At 43.5% G+C, this 22,901-nt stretch carries 19 protein-coding genes; 7 read left to right on the top strand and 12 right to left on the bottom strand.

Features of this window, described 5'->3' with window-relative positions; genetic code table 11:
* Positions 1-27 precede the first annotated feature (27 nt).
* Together K8B83_RS01445 and hutI are read right to left on the bottom strand one after the other, a co-directional pair.
* A complete protein-coding gene (locus K8B83_RS01445) occupies positions 28-804 on the bottom strand; it encodes a haloacid dehalogenase type II (protein ID WP_223419000.1) in 777 nt (258 codons plus the stop codon).
* 201 nt (positions 805-1,005) lie between these two features.
* The gene (gene hutI / locus K8B83_RS01440) at positions 1,006-2,238 is read right to left on the bottom strand and encodes an imidazolonepropionase (protein WP_223418998.1); all 1,233 of its coding nucleotides are present in this window, start codon (positions 2,236-2,238) and stop codon (positions 1,006-1,008) included.
* A gap of 134 nt (positions 2,239-2,372) precedes the next feature.
* Here hutI and hutC point away from each other — a divergent pair, with 134 nt between their 5' ends.
* From hutC to K8B83_RS01415, 5 genes are all read left to right on the top strand, one after another.
* Positions 2,373-3,077 carry a histidine utilization repressor gene (gene hutC / locus K8B83_RS01435; protein WP_223418996.1) on the top strand — a complete coding sequence of 235 codons (705 nt, stop codon included), beginning with the start codon at positions 2,373-2,375 and terminating at the stop codon, positions 3,075-3,077.
* A 99-nt stretch (positions 3,078-3,176) separates the two neighbouring features.
* The gene (gene hutU / locus K8B83_RS01430) at positions 3,177-4,847 is read left to right on the top strand and encodes a urocanate hydratase (RefSeq protein ID WP_223418994.1); all 1,671 of its coding nucleotides are present in this window, start codon (positions 3,177-3,179) and stop codon (positions 4,845-4,847) included.
* A gap of 3 nt (positions 4,848-4,850) precedes the next feature.
* Positions 4,851-6,389, top strand: a complete 1,539-nt coding sequence (hutH, locus tag K8B83_RS01425) for a histidine ammonia-lyase (RefSeq protein ID WP_223418992.1) — start codon at positions 4,851-4,853, stop codon at positions 6,387-6,389.
* A 237-nt stretch (positions 6,390-6,626) separates the two neighbouring features.
* Positions 6,627-7,895: a mechanosensitive ion channel family protein gene (locus K8B83_RS01420; RefSeq protein ID WP_188739012.1), complete on the top strand. Its 1,269-nt coding sequence runs from the start codon at positions 6,627-6,629 to the stop codon at positions 7,893-7,895.
* Between the two features lie 13 nt (positions 7,896-7,908).
* Positions 7,909-9,354, top strand: a complete 1,446-nt coding sequence (locus tag K8B83_RS01415) for an alpha/beta fold hydrolase (protein ID WP_188739013.1) — start codon at positions 7,909-7,911, stop codon at positions 9,352-9,354.
* A 2-nt stretch (positions 9,355-9,356) separates the two neighbouring features.
* On the opposite strand, the gene K8B83_RS01410 is transcribed toward K8B83_RS01415, so the two are convergent.
* The 5 genes from K8B83_RS01410 to K8B83_RS01390 all read right to left on the bottom strand — a co-directional run bounded on the left by K8B83_RS01410 (position 9,357) and on the right by K8B83_RS01390 (position 13,419).
* On the bottom strand, positions 9,357-9,929 hold the full coding sequence (locus K8B83_RS01410) for a lysophospholipid acyltransferase family protein (protein WP_188739014.1): 573 nt from the start codon (positions 9,927-9,929) through the stop codon (positions 9,357-9,359).
* 184 nt (positions 9,930-10,113) lie between these two features.
* A complete protein-coding gene (locus tag K8B83_RS01405; protein ID WP_188739015.1) occupies positions 10,114-10,581 on the bottom strand; it encodes a DUF2489 domain-containing protein in 468 nt (155 codons plus the stop codon).
* A gap of 94 nt (positions 10,582-10,675) precedes the next feature.
* Positions 10,676-11,224, bottom strand: coding sequence for a Der GTPase-activating protein YihI (gene yihI, locus K8B83_RS01400; protein ID WP_188739016.1), 549 nt, complete (start codon positions 11,222-11,224; stop codon positions 10,676-10,678).
* A gap of 55 nt (positions 11,225-11,279) precedes the next feature.
* Positions 11,280-11,942, bottom strand: coding sequence for a class I SAM-dependent methyltransferase (locus K8B83_RS01395; RefSeq protein ID WP_188739017.1), 663 nt, complete (start codon positions 11,940-11,942; stop codon positions 11,280-11,282).
* Positions 11,943-12,795: 853 nt separating this feature from the next.
* Complete coding sequence (locus tag K8B83_RS01390; protein ID WP_188739018.1) at positions 12,796-13,419, bottom strand: c-type cytochrome; 624 nt, start codon at positions 13,417-13,419, stop codon at positions 12,796-12,798.
* Positions 13,420-13,684: 265 nt separating this feature from the next.
* Here K8B83_RS01390 and yihA point away from each other — a divergent pair, with 265 nt between their 5' ends.
* Entirely contained in the window at positions 13,685-14,350 is a 666-nt protein-coding gene (yihA, locus tag K8B83_RS01385) for a ribosome biogenesis GTP-binding protein YihA/YsxC (protein ID WP_188739019.1), read from the top strand.
* A 733-nt stretch (positions 14,351-15,083) separates the two neighbouring features.
* Here the strand turns inward: yihA and polA are convergent.
* Positions 15,084-17,840 carry a DNA polymerase I gene (polA, locus tag K8B83_RS01380; RefSeq protein WP_188739020.1) on the bottom strand — a complete coding sequence of 919 codons (2,757 nt, stop codon included), beginning with the start codon at positions 17,838-17,840 and terminating at the stop codon, positions 15,084-15,086.
* 604 nt (positions 17,841-18,444) lie between these two features.
* Between polA and elbB the strand changes: the two genes are divergently transcribed.
* Positions 18,445-19,101, top strand: a complete 657-nt coding sequence (gene elbB / locus K8B83_RS01375) for an isoprenoid biosynthesis glyoxalase ElbB (RefSeq protein WP_223418990.1) — start codon at positions 18,445-18,447, stop codon at positions 19,099-19,101.
* Between the two features lie 34 nt (positions 19,102-19,135).
* Here elbB and glpG read toward each other — a convergent pair whose 3' ends face one another.
* From glpG to K8B83_RS01355, 4 genes are all read right to left on the bottom strand, one after another.
* The gene (gene glpG, locus K8B83_RS01370; RefSeq protein ID WP_188739022.1) at positions 19,136-19,978 is read right to left on the bottom strand and encodes a rhomboid family intramembrane serine protease GlpG; all 843 of its coding nucleotides are present in this window, start codon (positions 19,976-19,978) and stop codon (positions 19,136-19,138) included.
* Complete coding sequence (gene glpE / locus K8B83_RS01365; RefSeq protein ID WP_188739023.1) at positions 19,975-20,283, bottom strand: thiosulfate sulfurtransferase GlpE; 309 nt, start codon at positions 20,281-20,283, stop codon at positions 19,975-19,977. Before glpE ends, glpG begins: the two co-directional genes overlap by 4 nt.
* Positions 20,284-20,451: 168 nt before the next feature.
* The gene (gene tdh / locus K8B83_RS01360; RefSeq protein ID WP_188739024.1) at positions 20,452-21,477 is read right to left on the bottom strand and encodes an L-threonine 3-dehydrogenase; all 1,026 of its coding nucleotides are present in this window, start codon (positions 21,475-21,477) and stop codon (positions 20,452-20,454) included.
* Between the two features lie 42 nt (positions 21,478-21,519).
* Positions 21,520-22,713 carry a glycine C-acetyltransferase gene (locus tag K8B83_RS01355; RefSeq protein WP_188739025.1) on the bottom strand — a complete coding sequence of 398 codons (1,194 nt, stop codon included), beginning with the start codon at positions 22,711-22,713 and terminating at the stop codon, positions 21,520-21,522.
* Between the last annotated feature and the right edge of the window lie 188 nt (positions 22,714-22,901).

Below are 22,901 nucleotides of genomic sequence, written 5' to 3'. Positions count from 1 at the left end.
CGAAACCTCTTATTATGCTGGGTGTACTTATTTAAATGTAGCCAGAGTTTTGGCAAGGTCATTCACATCTAACACGTTATAGTCTGGTTTTGCAGCCAGTGGAAACAACACTTTACCCTGTCGACGGATAAATGCAGTTTGTAAACCTGCTTTTTCTGCACCGGCAATATCCCAGCCGTGGGCAGCAACCATTAGGGCTTCGTTAGCGTTAACGCCTAAATCTTTGATTGCCCATTGGTACGTGCTTAAATGCGGCTTAAATACACCAACAGATTCGATGCTTAAGTTGGCATCAAAATATTGGCTTAAGTTGGCATTTTTAAGCTGTAGTTGCACGCCTTCTAGTGATGAGTTAGTTAAGGTGACTAGCTTATAACCTTGTGCTTTTAATGCCGCTAAGCCTTCTGCTACATCTGGGTGAGCGGGTAATGAACGTAAAGGCGTTACAATCGCGGTTTTGGCCTGCTCGTGAGTAATGGTAATGCCGTTAATCTCAGCCACCATTTCTAATGACGCCACACCAATATTGCCAAACGACTGATACTCGCCAGTGGCTGAAACCACTAAAGAGTGATGCAACATGGTTGAGAACCATAATGGCAATAAATCATCACGCCCATTAAGCGCAGTACCAACAGATTTACGCATATTTTCAAGATCTAACAGGGTTTCATTTACATCAAAAATAATGACTTTAGGTTTTGTGAGTTCGGTGGCTGAACCTGTTGTTTCATTGGCGAATACTGGGCTACTGTTAAGCAGCAAAAATGCGCTTGCAATCGATAATAGTGTGCGGATTGTCATAATACCTCTGTGTATATGGGTTAGGTTAGCAATAAAAAGATTTTGAACGATCGCTCATAATTGGCTAAGCCTAAATGAAATAGCTCTTAAAATCACGCAATTATTGATTTTATCTTGCTGGCCTTACAGGCATAGAAGTAGAAAGAGCCATATGTTGTGTATAAAAGCCAACAACATACGGCTTGAAGGTTTGAAATGCGATTAACGGGGTAAGGCTACAACTTGGCCATTTTTGACCACATTTTGACAAGGATTAACCCCGTAAGCATAAGCCAGTTGTGCAGGGGTGTGGATATCCCATAAACAAAAGTCGGCCTGCATGCCCACGCTAAGATGGCCAACATTTAACTCAATCCCTAATGCTTTAGCAGCATTGATGGTTACGCCTTTTAGGGCTTCTTCAGGGGTGAGCCTAAATAACGTGCACGCCATGTTGAGCATTAATAAGGTTGAGCAAATAGGAGAAGATCCCGGGTTAAAATCGCTGGCAATCACCATCGGCACCTTGTATTGACGCAGTAAATCGATGGGCGGTAATTGGGTTTCGCGTAAAAAGTAAAAAGCCCCAGGTAGTAAGGTGGCACAGGTGCCACTTTTGCTTATGGCCTTAACACCTGCTTCGTCTAAAAACTCAATATGGTCGACAGATTTGGCCCCCAGTTTTGCCGCCAGTGCACTGCCACCCATATTAGATAACTGCTCAGCGTGCAGTTTTATCTGCAAACCGGCTTGCTTGGCTGCACTTAATACTCGTTCGGTTTGCTCAAGATTAAAGGCGATGTTTTCGCAAAATACATCAACTGCATCCGCTAAATCTTCTGCGATTACTGCAGGCAGCATGTCATTAATAACAAGGTCGACATAGCTGTCTACATCGTCCTGATATTCTGGCGGAATGGCATGGGCACCCAGAAATGTGGTGCTAACATCGATATGATGATGCTCGCCAAGCTCGCGTGCAACTCGCAATAGTTTCAGTTCGGTCTCTGTGTTTAAGCCGTATCCGGATTTAATCTCAACCGTGGTGACACCTTCTCTGGCTAGGGCATTTAAGCGTTGGCGACCCAACTCAAATAACTCTGCTTCATCGGCGTTGCGGCAGGCATTAACGGTTGAAATAATACCGCCACCGGCACGGGCAATATCTTGATAACTCGCGCCTTGGAGCCGTTGTTCAAACTCATTGGCGCGATTACCTGCAAACACTAAATGGGTATGTGAGTCGATTAATCCAGGGGTGATCCAGCCGCCTTTACCTCTGTAAACGGGTGTTGCCAATACATCGAATTCAGGTAATTCACTGCGAGGACCTATCCAGGCTATTTTACCGTCTTTAATTGCGATAGCCGCTTGATGTATGGCGCCGTAAGCCCCATGCACACTCGGGTCCATGGTGGCCACGTTTACATCTATCCATACTTGATCCCACACCATGAATCCCCTTAAAAAGAAAAATATGTCGCGATTTATTATTTATTCAACAATACTTGTTTAATCTTGTATATACAAGGTAGAGTTAATGCAGTAATAAGCATTCATTCTATTTTAGCGATCGTGGAATTCTTGATATGGCCCAAGCAAAATTTGCTCAGATTAAACAATTTATTTTGTCGCGTATTGAAACAGGCCAATGGCAAGAAAATGACCGCGTGCCGTCAGAAAATCAGTTAACAGACTTGTTTGCATGCAGCCGCATGACGGCAAGGCGAGCATTAACTGAGCTGGTGGATTCAGGCGTATTAGAGCGCACTCAAGGTGTGGGCACTTTTGTGGCAGGGCTTAAGTCGCAGTCATCGTTACTCGCCATTCGTAATATTGCTGATGAAATTAAAGATCGCGGTCATGGTTATAGTGTTAAGCAACTTGAATTACAGCCAATAGAAGCCAGTGTTGCTGTGGCAAATGCCTTAGGGCTTGAAGTGGGCAATACGGTGTTTTATTCAGTGCTGGTGCATTGCGAACAAGGTATGCCTCTTCAAGTCGAAGAGCGCTATGTTAACCCTAAACTCGTGCCTAATTATCTTCATCAAGATTTTACTGCGCAGACACCTCACGAATACTTATCAGCCGTTGCGCCGTTAACAGAAGCACGTCATACCGTTGAAGCGATTATGGCAACCGAACAGTTGCAACAAAGATTGGCAATAGATGCGACAGAACCCTGTTTACAAATTTTACGCCGCACCTGGTCACGCCAGGGGGTGGTGAGTTTTGCAAGGTTAGTGCATCCAGGGAGTAAATTTAAACTCACCTCAGCTCTGGTTAAGAGATAACGCATGTCAGTTAATTTTATTGATTAGCTGGCCGTAATCACGGTAAGACAAAAAACAAAACAAAAAACCAAACCAAATTAATTGGTTGAAGAGGATAATATGGATAAACGACACGACCCAAGTAGACGCATTATTGCGCCACACGGCACTCAATTGCAGTGTAAAAGCTGGTTAACAGAAGCTGCGATGCGGATGTTAATGAACAACCTTCACCCGGATGTTGCCGAACGCCCAGAAGATTTAGTGGTGTACGGTGGCATTGGCCGCGCCGCGCGTGACTGGCAAAGTTACGACAAAATTATTGAGGTGCTGCAACGTCTTGAAGATGACCAAACCTTATTGGTGCAGTCTGGTAAACCTGTTGGGGTGTTTACTACTCATGCTAATGCGCCGCGAGTGATTATTGCTAACTCAAACCTGGTACCGCATTGGGCTAACTGGGAACACTTTAATGAGTTAGATAAAAAAGGCTTGGCAATGTACGGCCAAATGACGGCGGGTTCTTGGATTTATATCGGCTCGCAAGGCATTGTGCAAGGCACCTATGAAACCTTTGTGGCCATGGCAAAGCAGCATTTTAATGGCTCGTCAGCAGGTAAGTGGATTTTAACCGGTGGCTTAGGCGGCATGGGCGGCGCGCAACCTCTGGCTGGTACTATGGCAGGTTACTCAGTGTTAACTTGTGAAGTGGATGAAACCCGTATCGATTTTCGCATGCGTACAGGTTATGTGGATAAAAAAGCCACATCATTAGATCAAGCGTTAGCGATGATTTATGAGGCTAATCAAAACGGTAAGCCGGTATCGGTGGGCTTGCTTGCAAATGCCGCAGATGTGTTTAGTGAGTTAGTCACCCGTGGTATTACGCCAGATGTGGTGACAGATCAAACCTCGGCGCACGATCCTTTAAACGGTTATTTACCACAAGGCTGGACTTTAGAGTATGCCGCTCAAATGCGTAAAACAGATGAGGCAGCAGTGGTTAAAGCCGCTAAACAGTCGATGGCGGTGCAAGTGAGGGCCATGCTTGCATTGCAAGCTGCGGGTGCGGCAACAACCGATTACGGCAATAATATTCGCCAAATGGCCTTGGAAGAAGGCGTGACTAATGCCTTTGACTTCCCTGGTTTTGTGCCAGCTTACGTGCGGCCATTATTTTGTGAAGGTATTGGTCCATTTCGTTGGGTTGCACTCTCTGGCGATCCTGAAGATATCTATAAAACTGACGCCAAAGTTAAAGAGCTTATTCCAGATAATCCACACCTACACAATTGGTTAGACATGGCACGTGAGCGCATTGCGTTTCAAGGTTTGCCTGCTCGTATTTGTTGGGTTGGACTTAAAGATCGTGCCCGTTTAGCCTTAGCCTTTAATGAAATGGTTAAAAATGGTGAGTTGTCGGCGCCGATAGTGATTGGCCGAGATCATTTAGACTCAGGCTCGGTTGCCAGCCCTAACCGTGAAACCGAAGCCATGCTAGATGGCTCAGATGCGGTGTCAGATTGGCCATTAATGAATGCGCTGTTAAATACAGCAAGTGGTGCCACTTGGGTGTCGTTGCATCATGGTGGCGGTGTCGGGATGGGTTTTAGTCAGCATTCTGGTGTGGTGATAGTGGCCGATGGTAGCGATGAGGCAGCTGTTAGGTTAGGGCGCGTATTGTGGAATGACCCTGCAACTGGGGTGATGCGTCATGCAGATGCGGGTTACGAGCTTGCTAAAGATTGTGCCAAAGCGCAAGGCTTAGATCTACCAATGTTAGGAGCTTAATTCATGTCGACATATTCATTTGAACTGGTGCCAGGTACCTTAACATTGGCGCAAGCACGTGCGATTAGCCGCAATAGTGTGGCATTAACTTTAGCACCGCAAGCGGTCGCTGAGATTAATCAAAGTGCTGAAATCGTCCAACAAGTGCTACGAGAAGGCCGTACTGTTTACGGTATCAATACCGGGTTTGGTTTGTTAGCCAACACTAAAATTGCCCCAAAAGATTTACAGTTATTACAACGTTCAATCGTATTGTCTCATGCGGCAGGTATTGGACAATACATGCAAGATTCCACAGTGCGTTTAATGATGGTGTTAAAGATTAACTCTTTAAGTCGCGGGTTTTCGGGCATTCGTTTAGAAGTGATTGAGTTTTTAATACAGTTGGTTAACGCTGGCGTGTATCCGTGCGTGCCTGAAAAAGGCTCAGTGGGTGCATCGGGCGACTTAGCGCCATTAGCACATATGTGTTTGCCGTTATTAGGCGAAGGCGAAATGAGTTATCAGGGGCAAATTATATCAGCGGTCGAAGGGCTTGAGATTGCAGGGCTAAAACCCATTGAACTAGCAGCTAAAGAAGGGCTAGCCTTGCTAAATGGTACCCAAGCATCAACAGCATTAGCATTAGAAGGTTTGTTTAATGCAGAAGATTTATTTGCCGCTAGCTCTGTTATTGGTGCCATGAGTGTTGAGGCGGCAATGGGCAGTCGTAGCCCTTTTGATGCGCGCATTCATGCTGCCCGTGGCCAAAAAGGCCAAATCGATTCAGCGGCGATTTTTCGTCATTTGTTGACTCACGAGTCTGAAATTAGCTTAAGCCACACGCATTGTGAAAAAGTACAAGATCCTTACTCGCTGCGTTGTCAGCCACAAGTATTGGGTGCGTGTTTAACCCAAATCCGTCAAGCAGCCGAGGTGCTAGGGGCTGAAGCAAATGGCGTAACCGATAACCCGTTAGTGTTTCAAGATACTGGCGACATCATTTCGGGCGGTAACTTTCATGCAGAACCTGTGGCCATGGCGGCAGATAACCTGGCAATTGCCATTGCCGAGATAGGCGCTATTGCTGAGCGTCGTATGGCATTGTTAATTGACTCTAGCCTGTCAAAATTACCGCCATTTTTGGTTAATAATGGTGGGGTGAATTCAGGCTTTATGATTGCTCAAGTTACAGCAGCGGCATTGGCGTCTGAAAACAAAACCTATGCTCATCCAGCCTCGGTAGACAGTTTACCTACATCGGCAAATCAAGAAGACCATGTGTCGATGGCGACGTTTGCCGCGCGTCGTTTACGTGATATGAGCGAAAACACCCGTGGTGTATTGGCAATAGAGTTACTGGCCGCAGCCCAAGGGCTTGATTTTAGAACGCCATTACAACCCAGCCCATTGGTGGCCATGGCAAAAGCTGAGCTACGGGAAATTGTGGCGTTTTATGATCAAGACCGCTACTTTGCGCCAGATATCGAAAACGCCGTTGAACTATTATTGAGTGCAACTTTTAATCGCTTGTTGCCCAAAGAGCTAATGCCAAGCTTTTAAGTTTAACGTTTCACTTTTTGAGGGTTAAACTTACTTTACCAAAAGGTCCTTTTTGTTTGATAAACTGTCACATTACCGCACCGTCGTTGATGGTATGCTGAGTGAACCTTTTTTAAATTGATGTATGCAATAGCATGCATAATGTAGGTAATGAAACCTCTGATTGCGTTTTGTCGTTAAGCGTTCTTTTGTTTAAAGCGCTATGTTGTTAAGGGCTATGTTGCTAAGGAATTGTGAGTGAATACTGAAGTGCGGATTGAAATTGCGGACTGGTTAACCCGCTTAGGTATTAATAGCCAACCTACTGATGGACTTGCCACCTCCATATTAATTTTTGCTTGTTTAATCATTGCGGGCATTGGTTATTATATTGCGCATCGGTTTGTTGTGAATGTGCTTAATGTCATTATTCGTCGCTCGTCGATAACGTGGGACGATATTTTTATGCGTTTTAATGTCCTTGAGCGTCTTGCGCTATTAGTGCCGATCGGTATTCTCGATTTGCTTATACCGATAGTGCTGACCTCGCACGAGTTTGCCAGTGCGGTGATTGATCGCTTGCTAAGTTCGTTATTAGTGGTCTTTATTTTACGCGCCATTTACAGTGCCCTTAATGCCGCTGATCAGATTGCCGACGTTAACCATATCAATCGCCGTTTACCGGTAAAAAGCTTTGTACAGTTAACCAAGTTGTTCTTATTTTTTATTGGCTTAATTGTTGTTTTTTCGATACTAGCCGACCAGTCGCCTATTTACTTTTTCAGTGGTTTAGGTGTTGCGACTGGTTTTGTGATGTTGGTGTTTCGCGACACCATTTTAGGCTTTGTTGCTGGTATTCAGTTAGCCGCTAACCGTATGGTCAGTAAAGGCGATTGGATCCAAATGGACAAGTATGCCGCAGACGGCGCGGTGGAAGATGTAACATTAACGACCGTAAAAGTCCGTAATTGGGACAATACCATCACCATGATCCCCGCGTATGCATTGGTGTCAGACGCTTTTAAAAACTGGCGGGGCATGTCTGAGTCTGGTGGGCGTCGGATTAAACGTTCAGTCAATATAGACGTTAATAGTATTCAGTTTTTAACCGATGAAGAGCGCATACGTTTAGGGAAAGTGAATTATTTAAAAGAATATTTACCGCAAATATTTAATGAAATAAGCGCAGCCAATGCCAATGTGAGCGATATTGACATGAAAGTTAACGGCAGAAGGCTAACCAATATCGGAACATTTAGAGCGTATTTACAAGAGTATTTACGTCGCCATGACAAGGTGCATAAAGACATGACCTTGATGGTTAGGCAGCTCGCACCTACCACAGAGGGCTTGCCGATTGAATTGTATATTTTTACCAATGATATTCGTTGGACCTATTACGAAGCAATTCAGGCTGATATTTTTGATCATATTTTTGCCGTGTTGCCTGAGTTTGGTTTACGCGCCTTCCAAACACCAACAGGCAATGATATCCGCAGTATTAAACAGATTGAACACCTGGATTGATAAAGGTTTAAACGTGGGTAAACAATTAATTTTAATGTTGCTGGTGGTTTGGGCATTGCCAGTAGAGGCTAATTGGCTAAACGACATTAATAGAAAAGTGCGCTCGCTGGGGGAGCAACCAGTGCCTGTTGCTAATCCGCTAACCGAGCTCGAATTGACTGACTATCCAACTCAGTATCATTATGAGCGCATAATGGTTCCTACTCATGATACGCCCTTATTTGTTTTGCAAGCTGGGCTTGAGCATCAAAAAACCGTGATATTGATCCACGGTTTAGGCGATTTGGCTTCTAAAGACTGGTTAAATGTTATCCCTGCGTTGGCCCAACAATATCATGTGGTTGCAATTGACTTACCTGGCTTTGGTTTGTCTCAAGGGGCGGTATTTACCTACTCGCCAAAAGAATATGCCAAAGTGATCGATTGGGTTATTGGGCAGTATCGCCATTCTGATGGGGTGCATTTAGTGGGCCATTCAATGGGGGGCGCGATTAGCCTATATTACGCCAACCAATATCCAGGACGTATTGAACGATTAGTCTTAGTTGACGCCGCAGGGATTTTGGATCGTACCGCCTATATTAAGCACCTTTCTACCCGAGATAATGATCAAACCGATTTACCTCAAGGGCTAAGACGTGTCATTGCGCGCGTTGATAACTTTGCCGATAAAATACTCGAAAAAACGGGCACAGGACTCGATCCAACCAGGCTCTTTAGTGGCGATTCGTCTTTGCGAAATATGACGATTGGCGACAAAACTAACATGAATGCGGCATTAGCATTAATGGAGCAAAATTTTTCGGTACTTAATTATCAAACAATGCCTGCAACCCAACTCATTTGGGGGGCTCTTGATACCGTCGCGCCATTGCGGACAGCTAATGCGTTACAACATGTTCTTCCACTTTCGCAATTACAGGTGATTAATGATGCTGGCCATGTGCCGATGAAATCGCATCCACATGTTTTTAATCAATTGCTACTGACCAGTTTACAAGGCCCTGTGGTGAGTCGTTTGCAACCTTCTAACAATGTAAGTCAGCGAGTTGGCCATTGCTTTCAAGACGATAAAACTCATTTTAGTGGGCAGTATAAAGAGATTATATTGAATGACTGCAAGCTGGTGCGTTTTAATCGTGTCGATACTGAATCACTATCCATGACAGATTCGATACTCTCTATGGAGAAAAGTCGTGTTGGACGTGCAGGGCAAACTCTGCAAATTACTCGTAGTGCGATTAACGCAACAGATACCGAAATACATGGACGTATGTACAGCCAACATAGTCGTTTTGATTTTGCTGGCGTGACTTTTTACGGTGAGTCGCCGATGTTTGTATCACAAGCATCGACAAGATTAGTGCTATCGTTAACCAGAATGATAACGCCCACTCAATCAACGCGATTAGGTGGGAGCTATGTGTTGGCTGAACAAAGCTTAGAGAGTGCGCTTTAGTATTAAAGGCGTTCGTTTGAGGGCTGCACCTTGTACACTGGAATGTTTTTAGTACGATAACCTTTAATTGAGCGAAAAAAATCCATGAGTTGATTTATTTCAACTTCAATATCACCCGTTGGCGTCATTGGTGGTGAGAGCACAATGGTTTTGCGGCCAAAATCTAACCCCACCGGCACTATGTCTACGTTTGATTTCATTGCGATATGATAAAACCCGCTTTTCCAGCGTGTAACAGGGCTGCGTGTCCCTTCTGGAGCCAAGGCTAATTTATAATTAGGGTGTTGCTCAAACAATTGTGCCGCACCATCCACTAAGTTATTGTGTTTGCGCCTATCTACTGGGCTGCCACCCATGGCACGAAACAACCATCCCCAGGGTGCAATAAATAATTGATGTTTGCCTAAAAAGTGAATGTTGGTGCCTAATGCGCTGCGGGCAATAATGCCAATAACAAAATCCCAGTTACTGGTGTGAGGGCCAACAATCATTACGCAAGGTTGAGTTTTGTCGAGTTGGCCTTCAAATTTCCAACCGATAAGACGGAGTAATCCTGAGCATATTGAACTTAACATATTGAGGTCCTAATCTGAGCGTTTACGCTTCTTGTTATAAAGCACCAAAGTAGTGCGTACATTGATTAAAGCATATCAGTCATTATTCGCCAATGGCGTTTTGTTGGAGAAGTTGACGAGTTTATGATTCATAACCAACACATAGGCTATAAGCAAACTCGTCGTTTATCGCAAAAAGGGGAGATTAATGAGTTTTAGGCTGGTCAAATTGAGCGATACGCTTGGCTTCATCTAATATTGCTTGCTCAAGCTCAGCTTCAGACTTCATTCGTTCAAAATCAAATTTCATCCGCTGTTGTTTGGGTAGTGCTTTGCGTGCTTCCATGATGGGATGCTCTCTAATAATGTCATAGTGAGCAAACAGGTTAGGGAAATCGCCTATCACTTGTTCTGACATCGACAATGCATCAAACAGTTTGCCTATGCGCACCACGCCTTCAGAAAGCTCGCAACGGTCTTCTAACATAGCGGCTGCAATATAGCGGATGTCGGTGAGAATTTGTTGCCTGCGCTCTTCGGCCTTTGCTTGGCGTTCAGCTTGCGCTTGTTGATTGGCTTTAGTGCGACGTTGAAGCGTAAGTAATAAGTGGGCTGCGTAACTTGCTAGGGCAATAATAATGAGTGACGCAATGACGATAACAATAGTAGGCACAATTTATCCTTTTTTGAATACAAAACTGGCGCCTATACCTATTCGACTAGGTGTGCGCCAGTTTACTCCATTCAAATGAAATTCATTGAGTGGTTTAGTCGTGTTTTTGGTAATCTTTAAGCAGATCGGCACCTGATTCGAAACGACTTAATAATTCATCGTCAGACAGTTGCTTTTTAGGGCTTTCGACAGTTGTTTCGTCACCGTCTGTTAAGCCTAAGCGCTGCATTAACTGCTCAATTTTGTCTAATTGAGTGTCTAACCATTTTTGGTCAGTGTCAGATAAGTCACGGCCTTCTTCAAGCTGGTCAAGTAGCTGGTTCAGTCTTGGATCTTCTTCCAGTTTCAATAACTTCTGTTCGTCAGATAATTTAGGCTGTTTTGGCTTAACCACTAACGGCTCAGTTATTGATGTTGGTAACGTTAATGCCACAGGTTTTTTACTGCCGTGACGCGCGTCTTTTTTTACCGAAGAGCCATTACCTGAAGCTTGTTTAAGCAAGGCTTCATTATGGCGACTGCCAGATTTACGACCCGTTTCTGATTTTTTACCATCGACCGCTTTACGGTCGGCTTTTTTTACTCTTGGGGCAAACTTAGGGCCGTTTTCGCCGCCTTTGCGAGTTTTTTTACTGCGAGCCATGATGTTCTCGTTAGGTTTTCTTAACACGTCCTTGCAGAGTAATTTCTACAAGGCACTAAATATGGATGCGCTTTATATCAGGTTTTGACGATTTTTGCATCAAAACCAGATCTTTCGATGCAAATAATAGCTCAAAATCGCTATTGGAGGCTAAATATTCGAAGGTTGCTTGCTGATAAAAGCTCACGTGAGTCGGATTATTTTTATAATGCCACTTAGCAAACAAAGCTTTGTCGGTCATTAAAGGGGTGCTAATTGCTAGCCAGCCATTAGGTTTAATCAGTTGATTCAATAATTTCCATTCGCGAATGGGGTGCCTAAAATGCTCAAAGACCCGATAACAACACACAAAATCATAGCTTTGACTCAAAACAGACTGATCGGCAGCAAAGAAGGGGTCGTATTGATTAACCTGGTGGCCAGCTTCCACAATCGTTAGTTGGCTTTTTTCATCAAGTACTCTGCCAAAGTTTAACCCTTTTAACGGGCCTGTTTGCTGTTGGGCGATTTGCACCAATAGTGGCAAAACAAATTGTGATAATTGTTTTTGTTTCGATGATTTTTGTGCCCGACCATAACGCTGACGCTCTAGGCTTGGCATGAGGTGCGATTTTGGGTTAGCAAATAGTAAACCGCATTGTGAGCATGTATAAAATGCCCTTTTTTTATCTTGTAAAAAAAAGTCCGCTTGATGGCTACACAGTGGGCATGGGTTCATTAACGGCAGCTGCACCTATACATAGTGAAAACAGTAAATTATGCGAATATCCAAATTTTCATTTAGAGACTCATTGTACCCATATTTTTACGACAGTGAACATTGTCGCGGCAGGAATGGAATAAAAACACATAAAAAAAAGGTGGCAGTAAACTGCCACCTTATAAAATAGTGCTTAAATGCACTTTATTCTGATTCCAAGTATCCGTACTTGCTATGTGACTATCCCGGTCAGATCGTAACTTTTATTGTGCTTTCCGTGCTTTTGTAGTTGTTATTGGTCATCGCTGACGCTTTTTTATATTCTGTTGCCGTCCTGACTACAGCTTCCGTAGATGGTCTTCATTGACGCATCATTATCCTATTTGTCTTCTATGACTTAAAGCCAACCATCCTTGTTTTTTGTACCTTCGAGCAAGCTTCTTATGGATGCATCCCCAACAAAATGTTGTTCTGCGATTATTTGAATCATTCAAATAATACCAAAAGGATTACTCTGTTGTGTAAGGCAGTGCTAAATAGCGAGTTGACCAGCCGGTCTGTTCCTTACAAGTTTTACGACCTGGGTTTCAAACTAAAACCGCGACTCATTTTTATTATTGTTGAGTGGCCTTAAATTATTATTGTTATGTGTTTTCTTTATTCTTATATCTTAAATGTGTCTGTCCGAAATCTGCTTGATGTTATTTGATTTATGGTTCAAACAGCTGGGTTTACCTCGGTACGGGGTGTATTTAACTCTAAAACCGTGAGGCATGTCAAGTAATAATGCGTGCAGTTGACGTAAGCGTAAACTTTGAGGCGTAAAAAAGGGCAAATTATTGCCCTTTTTTATTAACACTTATCCAGCGTATTATTTCTTAATATTTGAAATATATTTAGATAGTGCTTCGATATCGGCATCTGACAATTTTTTAGCAACATCTTGCATCATGCCGTTTAAATCGTTGTTACGAGTGCCGTCGCGGAACTTTGTTAACTGAATTTTGATGTAATTAGCATGTTGACCACCAATCATTGGGAAGCCAGCTGCAGCTGCACCACTACCATCAGGACCATGACATGCAATACATGATGTTATACCGCGAGCAGCATCGCCACCTTGATATAGTTTCTCGCCGGCTTCGGTGCCTTCAACCGCTGGGTTAGCTGATTGAGTTTGGCTAGCGAAGAATGCAGAAATGTCTGCAATGTCAGTATCGGTTAACGCGATAGACATGCCACCCATGATTGGGTCCATACGGCCTTCTTTTCCACCTGTTTGCATGGCAGAGCGGAATTCTTTTAATTGTTTCTCAAGGTATGCAGGATGTTGGCCTGCAAGCTTTGGATACATATCAATCATGCTGTTGCCGTCAACACCGTGACAGGCAGAACATACGATTACTTTAGTTTTGCCGGCTTCAGCATTACCTTCAGCCATAGCAGGTGATGACATAGTGGCTACTACAGACAGCGCAAGAGCTAACTTTTTCATGGCGTTCCAACTTCTTGTTAATTTATTGTCCTGAGCTTACTAGGAAGACCCGCAAGCGTGGTAAAATACTTTTTCCAAGCGCTTTTGATGTAGTGTACGTCGTTCAGGTAGAACGAGATCAATTATTACTACATCACACATATCAGCGTTGCTTGGGTATATAATGTGATCAGGCTAATATTTTACACGAAAACGTGCAAAAGTAAGCAATTGTTGAACATTTATGGTAAAGCGTTTACTGAAAGTAATTTAATTGGAGTGACTAGTGACCGAATCTCGTATCGATTTCCGTAAGGCAAAATTTTTAATCAGTGCGCCAGATATCGCGCATTTAGATCAATATCTTCCTGGGGATGTTGGCGTTGAGATTGCATTTGCTGGACGTTCCAATGCCGGAAAATCGAGTGCTTTGAACGCACTAACAGAACAAAAAAGCCTTGCCAGAACCAGTAAAACGCCAGGACGGACGCAGCTTATCAATGTGTTTCAATTAGATGAAGATCGTCGATTGGTCGATTTACCTGGCTATGGTTTTGCACAAGTGCCTTTAGCACTTAAAAATAAATGGCAGCAAGCATTAGGCGAGTATTTACAAAAGCGTGCTTGCTTAAGTGGTGTGGTGGTTCTCATGGACATTCGACATCCACTTAAAGATCTTGATATGCAAATGATTGAGTGGGCTGTATTAAGTCATATTCCTGTTTTAGCCTTGTTAACAAAGTCTGATAAATTGACTCAGAGTGTAAAAACTAAGACGGTTAATGAAGTGCGTAAGGCTTTAGCTGAGTTTGGTGATAAGGTGCACGTTGAGCCGTTTTCATCACTAAAAGGAACTGGCAAACCCAAGGTGCTGGGTATTTTGAATGACTGGTGTCATCCAACTTGGTTGGCTGAACAAAAAGCGTTGCAAGAGCAAACTGAGTCAGAATAGCGTTGATGTTTGAACAACCATATTGAATTAACCGACATTGAGTCGGTTTTTTTATAGGTGGTCGACATTAAAATCAGGCAAAAAAAAACCGACAACCAAGAGGCTATCGGTACAAAAATTAGCTCTTTTGGGGAGAAGCTAAATTCAACAAGACTCAAGTGTTATCAACTCAATTTGACAACCCTCAATGACCATAGAATAACTGCTTTTTATGTAAAGTTAAAGTATTTACTCTAAATATTTTTAGGTATGAAAAAAAGCCAAAAAAAAAGCCCCAGCAACCTAGGTTGCTGGGGCGCCGAATTTGGCTAGTCACTATTGCTAGTGAAATAAAGGTTTGAAAGATTGAACATCTTAACCTCTGTACCCTACGAACGAGATAATAGCGCATTCGCCTTAAAATGAAAAACTGTTTTTCATAAAAAGATACAATAACTGTGATTTTTGCTGCAAAATTGGCTCAATTGTTAACCAAATCGCCATATGTGTTGAGTGTTTTATAGACTCATTAATGGTTTGTGCAGGATTGCAGTGGGTTTGTCTTTAGAGAAAATCATTTTTTAGAAATAGCGACAAGAAAAGTAGAGTCAAATTTATTATGGTCTTTAGATGTAAACAACAAAGACGGTGTTAATTGGTACCTCTGTGCCGATATCCGTCCGTGCAATAAACAACATTGCCGTATTATCAAATACGGCAATGTTGAGGAACAGGTTAATAAGCTTGCTCGATATTAGTGTGCTTCATCCCAGTTATCGCCAATACCTGCCTCTGCAAGCAATGGCACATCAAGTGCTGCAGCCTGTGCCATTAGGTCGCACACTTTGGTTTTAAGAGTTTCAGCCATTGCTTCATCAACTTCAAATACTAATTCATCGTGTACTTGCATAATCAGGGTAATTTCTCCTTGGGTGTCTTGGTTAATCCACTGGTGAATCGCAATCATGGCCTTTTTGATGATATCGGCTGCGGTTCCTTGCATTGGCGCGTTAATGGCTGCACGCTCAGCGGCTTGACGGCGCATGGCGTTGCGGTCGTTAATTTCGGGCAGGTACAAACGGCGACCAAATAGGGTGGATACATAGCCTTGCTCTGCAGCTGCTGCGCGGGTTTCTTCCATGTATTTTAATACGCCAGGGTAGCGAGCAAAATAAGTGTCGATGTAAGTTTGTGCCTCGTTACGCGGGATATCTAATTGCTTAGCTAAACCAAACGCCGACATGCCGTATATCAAACCAAAGTTAACCGCTTTAGCACGGCGGCGCTGTTCGGTGGTGACTTCTTCAAAGTGAACGCCAAACACTTCTGCAGCAGTGGCTCTATGAATATCTTTTCCTTCAGCAAACGCAGTTAACAAGCCGTTGTCTTGAGATAAGTGGGCCATAATGCGTAATTCGATTTGCGAATAGTCGGCGGCCAAAATTTTACGGCCTGCTGGGGCAATAAAGGCCTGGCGAATGCGTCGACCTTCTTCGGTACGAATAGGAATATTTTGTAAGTTTGGCTCGCTTGACGACAAACGCCCTGTAGCAGCATTGGCTTGATGATAACTGGTGTGAACACGGCCTGTGGTGGCATTGACCATGAGTGGCAATTTATCTGTGTAGGTGCTTTTTAATTTAGCGAGGCTACGGTGCTCAAGAATAATTTTAGGCAGCGGATAGTCTAAGGCTAGCTCGACTAACACTTCTTCAGAGGTTGAAGGCGCGCCTTTTGGGGTTTTCTTTTTAACTGGATAGTTAAGCTTTTCAAAAAAGAGCGTTTGCAGCTGCTTAGGCGATGCGAGGTTAAACTTCTCGCCGGCAATTTCGTAGGCCTTATTTTCAAGATCGTCGAGTTTTTGGGCCAGCTCACCACTTTGTTGGCTAAGTAGCATAGAGTCGATTAACACACCCTGGCGCTCAACGTCTGATAATACCTGAATTAACGGCAGTTCTAATTCGTTAAATACTGAAGCTAATGCTGACTCTTTTTCTACGCGCGGCCATAAGTGCTCATGTAATCGCAAGGTGATATCGGCATCTTCTGCTGCGTAAGGTCCGGCTGTGGCTAAGTCTATTTGATTGAAGGTCAGCTGTTTGGCACCTTTGCCTGCGACTTCTTCAAAGCTGATATTTTTATGGCCTAAATATTTTAATGCTAAGCCATCCATGTCATGGCGTGATGCTACCGAGTTAAACACATACGATTCAAGCATGGTGTCAAAGCGAACACCGCCAAGCTTAATGCCTGCATTGGCTAAAATACTCATGTCGTACTTTAGATTTTGGCCGACTTTTTGTGGTGTTTTACCCTCTAAAATTGGGCGCAGTTTTTCAAGCGTTGCGGCTTTTTCGAGTTGCTGTGGCGCATCAGGATAATCGTGGGCCAATGGCAGATATGCGGCTTTACCTGCTTGAGTGGCAAAGGATAAGCCGACAAGCTGTGCTTCCATGTAATTAAGGCTTGTTGTTTCGGTGTCAACGGCAATTAGCTCGGCTTTACTTAGCTCATTAATCCATTTGTCTAATGCTTCTTCGCTAAGAATGGTTTCATATTCGGCTTCGATAGCGGCAGAAACTGTGACTTCTTCGTCGCTATCTTGGCTAACCGTGCCTGTAGGTTGTTTGTTGTCTAACACTTCTGCTAACCAACGTTTAAACTCCATTTCACCAAAGCATTTAATTAATTCATCGCGATTTTGCGGCTTAACATTCAGCTCGTGCCAGTCTTGTTCTAATTCGACATCGGTTTTGATGGTAGCAAGCTCATAAGAGAGTTTTAGCATGTCGGCGTTATCGATAATTTTCGCCGGCATGGTTTTTGAGCCTCTAAAACCAAGTTCCACCACACTTTGTGGATCGGCCAGTAACTGCGCTACGCTCCCAACACCAGTTAGCATGGCTAAAGCGGTTTTTTCACCGACACCAGGTAAGCCAGGAATGTTATCGGCTTTGTCACCCATTAATGCTAAAAAATCAATAATGCGATCTGGGCCAACACCAAACTTAGCTTTGACTTCTTCTGGGCCCATGATGGTGTCTGTCATGGTGTTAATTAAGGTGACATGGTCGTTGACTAACTGCGCCATGTCTTTATCGCCAGTACTGATTAACGTGGCCCGGCCTTCTTTGCTCGCTTGCAAGGCTATGGTGCCAATAACATCGTCAGCTTCTACGCCGGGAATGCTGATTAAAGGTAACCCCATTGCATGAATAATGCGGTGTAATGGTTCAATTTGGCTACGAAGGTCGTCGGGCATTGGAGGGCGTTGTGCTTTATATTCGCCGTACATGTCATTGCGGAAGGTTTTACCTTTAGCATCAAAAACAACAGCAATATGGCTTGGACTATAGCGGCTTAACAAACTACGCAGCATGTTGACAACACCATAAACCGCACCCGTCGCTTCACCTTTTGAGTTTGTTAAATGAGGCGGCGCATAGTAAGCGCGATAAAGATAAGAAGATCCGTCGACCAGGATAAGTGGATTGTTAGGAATTGTTGGCATAATGTGTTTTTCGTTTTGTGTATTTTGCGAGATAGATAGGATGACATTATACCCACAGCACCTCAAGGTACTTGTGAGATTGTCAGGCATTTATCTACCAGCGTGTGGATAAGTTTAAAGGTCCGACAAGCCGCACGGTTGGTGAGTTTTGCGGATTTGATACGTGTGAATTTATTGAATTTTAGCCATGCAAAAATCCTCTCAGCCTGTGGATAAGTCTGTGAGTGGAATAATCAACGTTGCTGGATAGAATTTCTTACGGCTAGAGGCGAAATCAGTAACTTGTTGAATTTTAATTGTTATTTTAAATTTTGTGAGCTATTTATTAATTTCAAAAAATATAACTAATTTGTGGACTTTTTTATTGATGTCAGTTAAGTCACAATGAATTTATGTCATGTGTTACGACTAAAAAAAGTGCATTAGATAAATTCGACGTTCTAAGTTAGCACGATTTTTAATCAGATCAACCGTTTTGTTGGATTTATGTTGTAAATTTTACATTATCATTTAAAAGTATAACTCAATGCTCAATCAAAAATGTTATTCGATGAGGCATTAAGCCACAGAGCCAAAAAATTCATAATTGATGAAGGTAATTATCATGAAAAAAATAGCAGTATTACTGAGTGGTTGCGGTGTGTTTGATGGCAGCGAAATTCATGAAGCCGTTTTGACTTTACTGGCTATTACCCGTGCCGGTGCTCAGTACCAGTGTTTCGCTCCTGATGTGGCGCAAATGCATGTAGTGAACCATTTAACCGGTGAGGTAAATACTGAAGAAACCCGTAATGTGTTGGTTGAGTCTGCACGCATTGCCCGTGGAGAAGTGTTTAATGCCAGCAGTTTAAATGTGGCTGAGTACGATGCGTTGGTTATTCCTGGTGGTTTTGGCGCGGCTAAAAACTTATCAAATTTTGCGACGACTGGCAGTAATTGCCACATTAACCCAATTGTGGAAAATTTTATTACCGATTTTGCCAATGCACGTAAACCAGTTGGTTTTGTGTGTATTTCGCCTGTGATGATCCCTAAAATTTATGACCAAGGAGTAACTGGCACTATTGGCAATGATAGTGATACTGCCCAGGCGTTTAATGAAATGGGCGGTAAGCATCAGGCTGTTAAGGTAGATGACATTGTGGTTGATGAAGTGCACAAAGTGGTAAGTACGCCAGCTTATATGCTAGCAACCTCGATTTTAGAAGCGCACATTGGTATTGAAAAATTGGTTACAAAAGTCATTGATATGATTGACTGATTTAAAGAACCACCTGAGCAAGTGGTTTTTGTCATTATACTGTTTTTGAGGTGCGGCTATCAAATAAGGCCTGTGCAAGCCCAACAAGTAAACCACCAATATGAGCGCCATTAGCAATTGGCATGCCGAGTAAATCAGTAAAACCAAGTACCAGCCATATCAACATAAAACCCATATAAGCTTGCGGTAGGTGAATGCCGCTGCTGGGTTGTCTTATCCCCATGAGCCAGGTGTAACCCACCACCGCATACACCACGCCAGACATACCGCCAAAATGGGGACCGGTCATGTAAAATTGCACAACGCTGGGCAGCGTACCTGCAATAACTAATAAAAATAACAAAGGTCTGATGCCTAACCGGGTTTCAATTTTGCCACCTAAATACCACCACCACAGCAAGTTAAAGATGATATGCATAGCCGAAAAGTGCATTAAACTCGGTGTAAATAAGCGCCAAATTTGGTTTATGTCACTTTGGGGAACTGCGCCAAAAAATGATAATTGACTATATATTGCGTCGGCGAAGCCTAGGTTCATCCCTGCAAAAACAGCGACACAGACAAAGAATGTGATTAGGGTGAGCGGGCCTGCACCTGTTAAAAATTGCTGCACTAACCCCTTGGTGCCAGGGCCGTAGTTGAATTGCGCAGCGGTGTCGCCATTGTCCCATGAGGCTTGTAAGTATTTACTGTCGTAGGGGTTGTTAGCAAATTGCTCGAGCTCAGCACGTGCTTGTGGCTCATCTGCAGGATTGCTAATAATGAGGCCAACACCTTGGGCATGTTGCACTGCATGGCATTGAATGTTCAACCCTTTAAGGTAATCAATAAATGCTTGCGCAGCACGTGCATTAGGAAGTTGGCCTATTTCTATCATGAGTGCGCGAGGCTCCATGCACTAAATCCACCGTCAAGACTGTAGACATCATCAAAGCCTTGTTCATTTAAATAACTGGCAGCACTTTGGCTGCTCATGCCGTGATAACACACAACGACAAGAGGCTTATCCATATCTGCACCGGCAATATAATGGGCTAAATTTTCGTTATTTAAGTTGATAGAATGTGGAATATGGCCTGCCGCAAAGCTTGCCGAATCTCGTATATCAACAACCTGTACCTCGGTAGATGCCTCAGACATATGGATTAATTCATTAACAGACAAGTGTTTAAAACCAGACATGGTATTACCTATAAAAAGTTTACGGAAAGCGTTTGTATGGCGGCCAGTTTGCAACAAGGGGTTGTATACCCAACCAACCTAAATATGCTCTGAAACATGCATTTAAGGTCAATTGGGTATATAAATACAACCCCTTGAGTCATTGCAGCGTGATAATAATGTGGGGGATTAATCCCAGCTTAAAATCACTTTGCCAGATTGGCCTGAGCGCATTGCGTCGAAGCCTTGCTGGAAATCATCCACATTAAAATGATGCGTAATGATTGGGGTTAAGTCTAAACCTGATTGGATTAAGCTGGCCATTTTATACCAGGTTTCAAACATCTCACGGCCGTAAATACCTTTGATGATTAACCCTTTAAAAATGATTTTGCTCCAATCAATGGCCATATCGCCACCTGGAATACCGAGCATGGCAATTTTGCCGCCATGGTTCATGGTGTCAAGCATGGCGTGAAATGCTGACGGTACGCCAGACATTTCTAGGCCTACGTCGAACCCTTCGGTCATGCCCAGCTCTTTCATGACATCTTTTAAGCTTTCTTTTGCAACATTAACTGCGCGAGTCGCGCCCATTTTACGGGCTAAATCTAAGCGATATTCGTTAACGTCGGTTATTACAACATGGCGTGCGCCAACATGCTTACACACAGCAGCAGCCATGATACCAATAGGGCCAGCACCGGTAATTAATACATCTTCGCCAACTAAATCGAATGACAATGCAGTATGTACAGCATTACCAAATGGATCAAAAATAGCGGCTAGGTCGTCAGAAATATCTGCTGGAATTTTGAATGCGTTAAATGCGGGCAATACAAGGTATTCAGCAAAGGCGCCATCGCGGTTTACGCCTACGCCGGAGGTATTTCGACATAAATGAGTACGACCACCACGGCAGTTACGGCAATAACCACAGGTAATATGACCTTCTCCAGACACGCGATCGCCAATGGCAAAACCGCGTACTTCTTGACCCATGTCGACGACTTCACCGACATATTCATGACCAGCAATCATAGGAACTGGTATGGTTTTTTGTGACCACTCATCCCAGTTGTAGATGTGTGCGTCGGTGCCACAAATAGCTGTTTTGCGGATTTTGATTAACAGATCGTTATGACCCATTTCTGGTTTTGGTGCATCGACCATCCAGATGCCTTCTTCAGGCTTTAACTTACTTAATGCTTTCATCTTAATAACCTATGATTACCGAGTCTTGTTAACTTAAGCCAGTTAGATAATGCCCATTTCTTTACCAATACGAGTAAAGGCATCAATAGCATGATCCAGTTGTTCGCGAGTGTGCGCAGCTGACATTTGGGTACGAATACGCGCCTGGCCTTTAGGTACAACCGGGAACGAGAAGCCAATCACATAAATGTGTTCTGCTAATAATTTATTGGCAAAATCACTGGCTAACTTGGCGTCGCCAATCATTACCGGGATAATGGCATGGTCGGCGCCGCCCAAAGTAAAGCCTGCTGCTGACATTTGTTCGCGGAAATAACGGCTGTTTTCCCATACGGCTTCACGTAATGCATGCCCCGTTTTTAGCATATCAAGCACGCGAATTGAGGCGCTGACGATCGATGGTGCTAACGAGTTTGAGAACAGGTAAGGACGTGAGCGCTGACGTAACCATTCAACCACTTCTTTTTTACCGGCAGTAAATCCACCTGATGCGCCGCCTAGGGCTTTACCTAATGTGCCGGTAATAATGTCTACTCGGTCCATTACGTCACAATATTCGTGGGTGCCACGACCGTTTTGACCAATAAAGCCCACGGCGTGTGAGTCATCAACCATAACGAGTGCGCCGTATTTATCGGCAAGATCGCACACACCTTTGAGGTTAGCGATAACGCCGTCCATTGAGAATACACCGTCGGTGGCAATGAGTATGTTGCGCGCGCCAGCAGCTTGGGCTGCAATTAATTGTGTTTCAAGATCGGCCATGTCGTTGTTAGCGTAACGGAAACGTTTTGCTTTACATAAACGCACACCGTCAATGATTGATGCATGGTTTAACGCATCAGACACAATCGCGTCTTCGGCATCTAATAATGTTTCAAATAAGCCAGCGTTTGCGTCAAAACATGACGAATAAAGTATGGTGTCTTCCATACCTAAAAATTCACTCAGGCTTGCTTCTAGTTGTTTGTGAGTGTCTTGAGTGCCGCATATAAAGCGCACAGATGCCATACCAAAACCGTGGCTGTCTAAACCGGCTTTGGCTGCTGCAATCAGCTCTGGGTGATTAGCTAGACCTAAATAGTTGTTGGCGCAAAAGTTAATCACTTTCTCGTGGTTAACTTCAATGGCTGTCTGTTGGGCTGAAGCAATAACGCGTTCACTTTTATATAAACCATCTGCTTTAACATCAGCTATTTGTTGATTAATTCGGTCGTAGAAAGAGGTAGATGCCACCTGTGTTCTCCTAAATATGGTTATTATGCTTATCCAAATCACGCAGTAAAACACCGCTGTAATTGATAGGGTGTTTTGGAGTTGTTGGCATTCTAACCTTTATTTTTGCCGCTCCACAGCGTTTTTTTTAGTCGCCTGACCAACATGAATTAGATTAGGGCTAGAGCTTGTTCACATTAAAAAAACTA

It is taken from the genome of Shewanella inventionis (assembly GCF_019931735.1).
GTDB classification, from domain to species: Bacteria; Pseudomonadota; Gammaproteobacteria; order Enterobacterales; family Shewanellaceae; genus Shewanella; species Shewanella inventionis.
The sequence above is the reverse complement of the archived record's forward strand: the minus strand, read 5'-3'. Positions and strand labels throughout refer to the sequence as shown.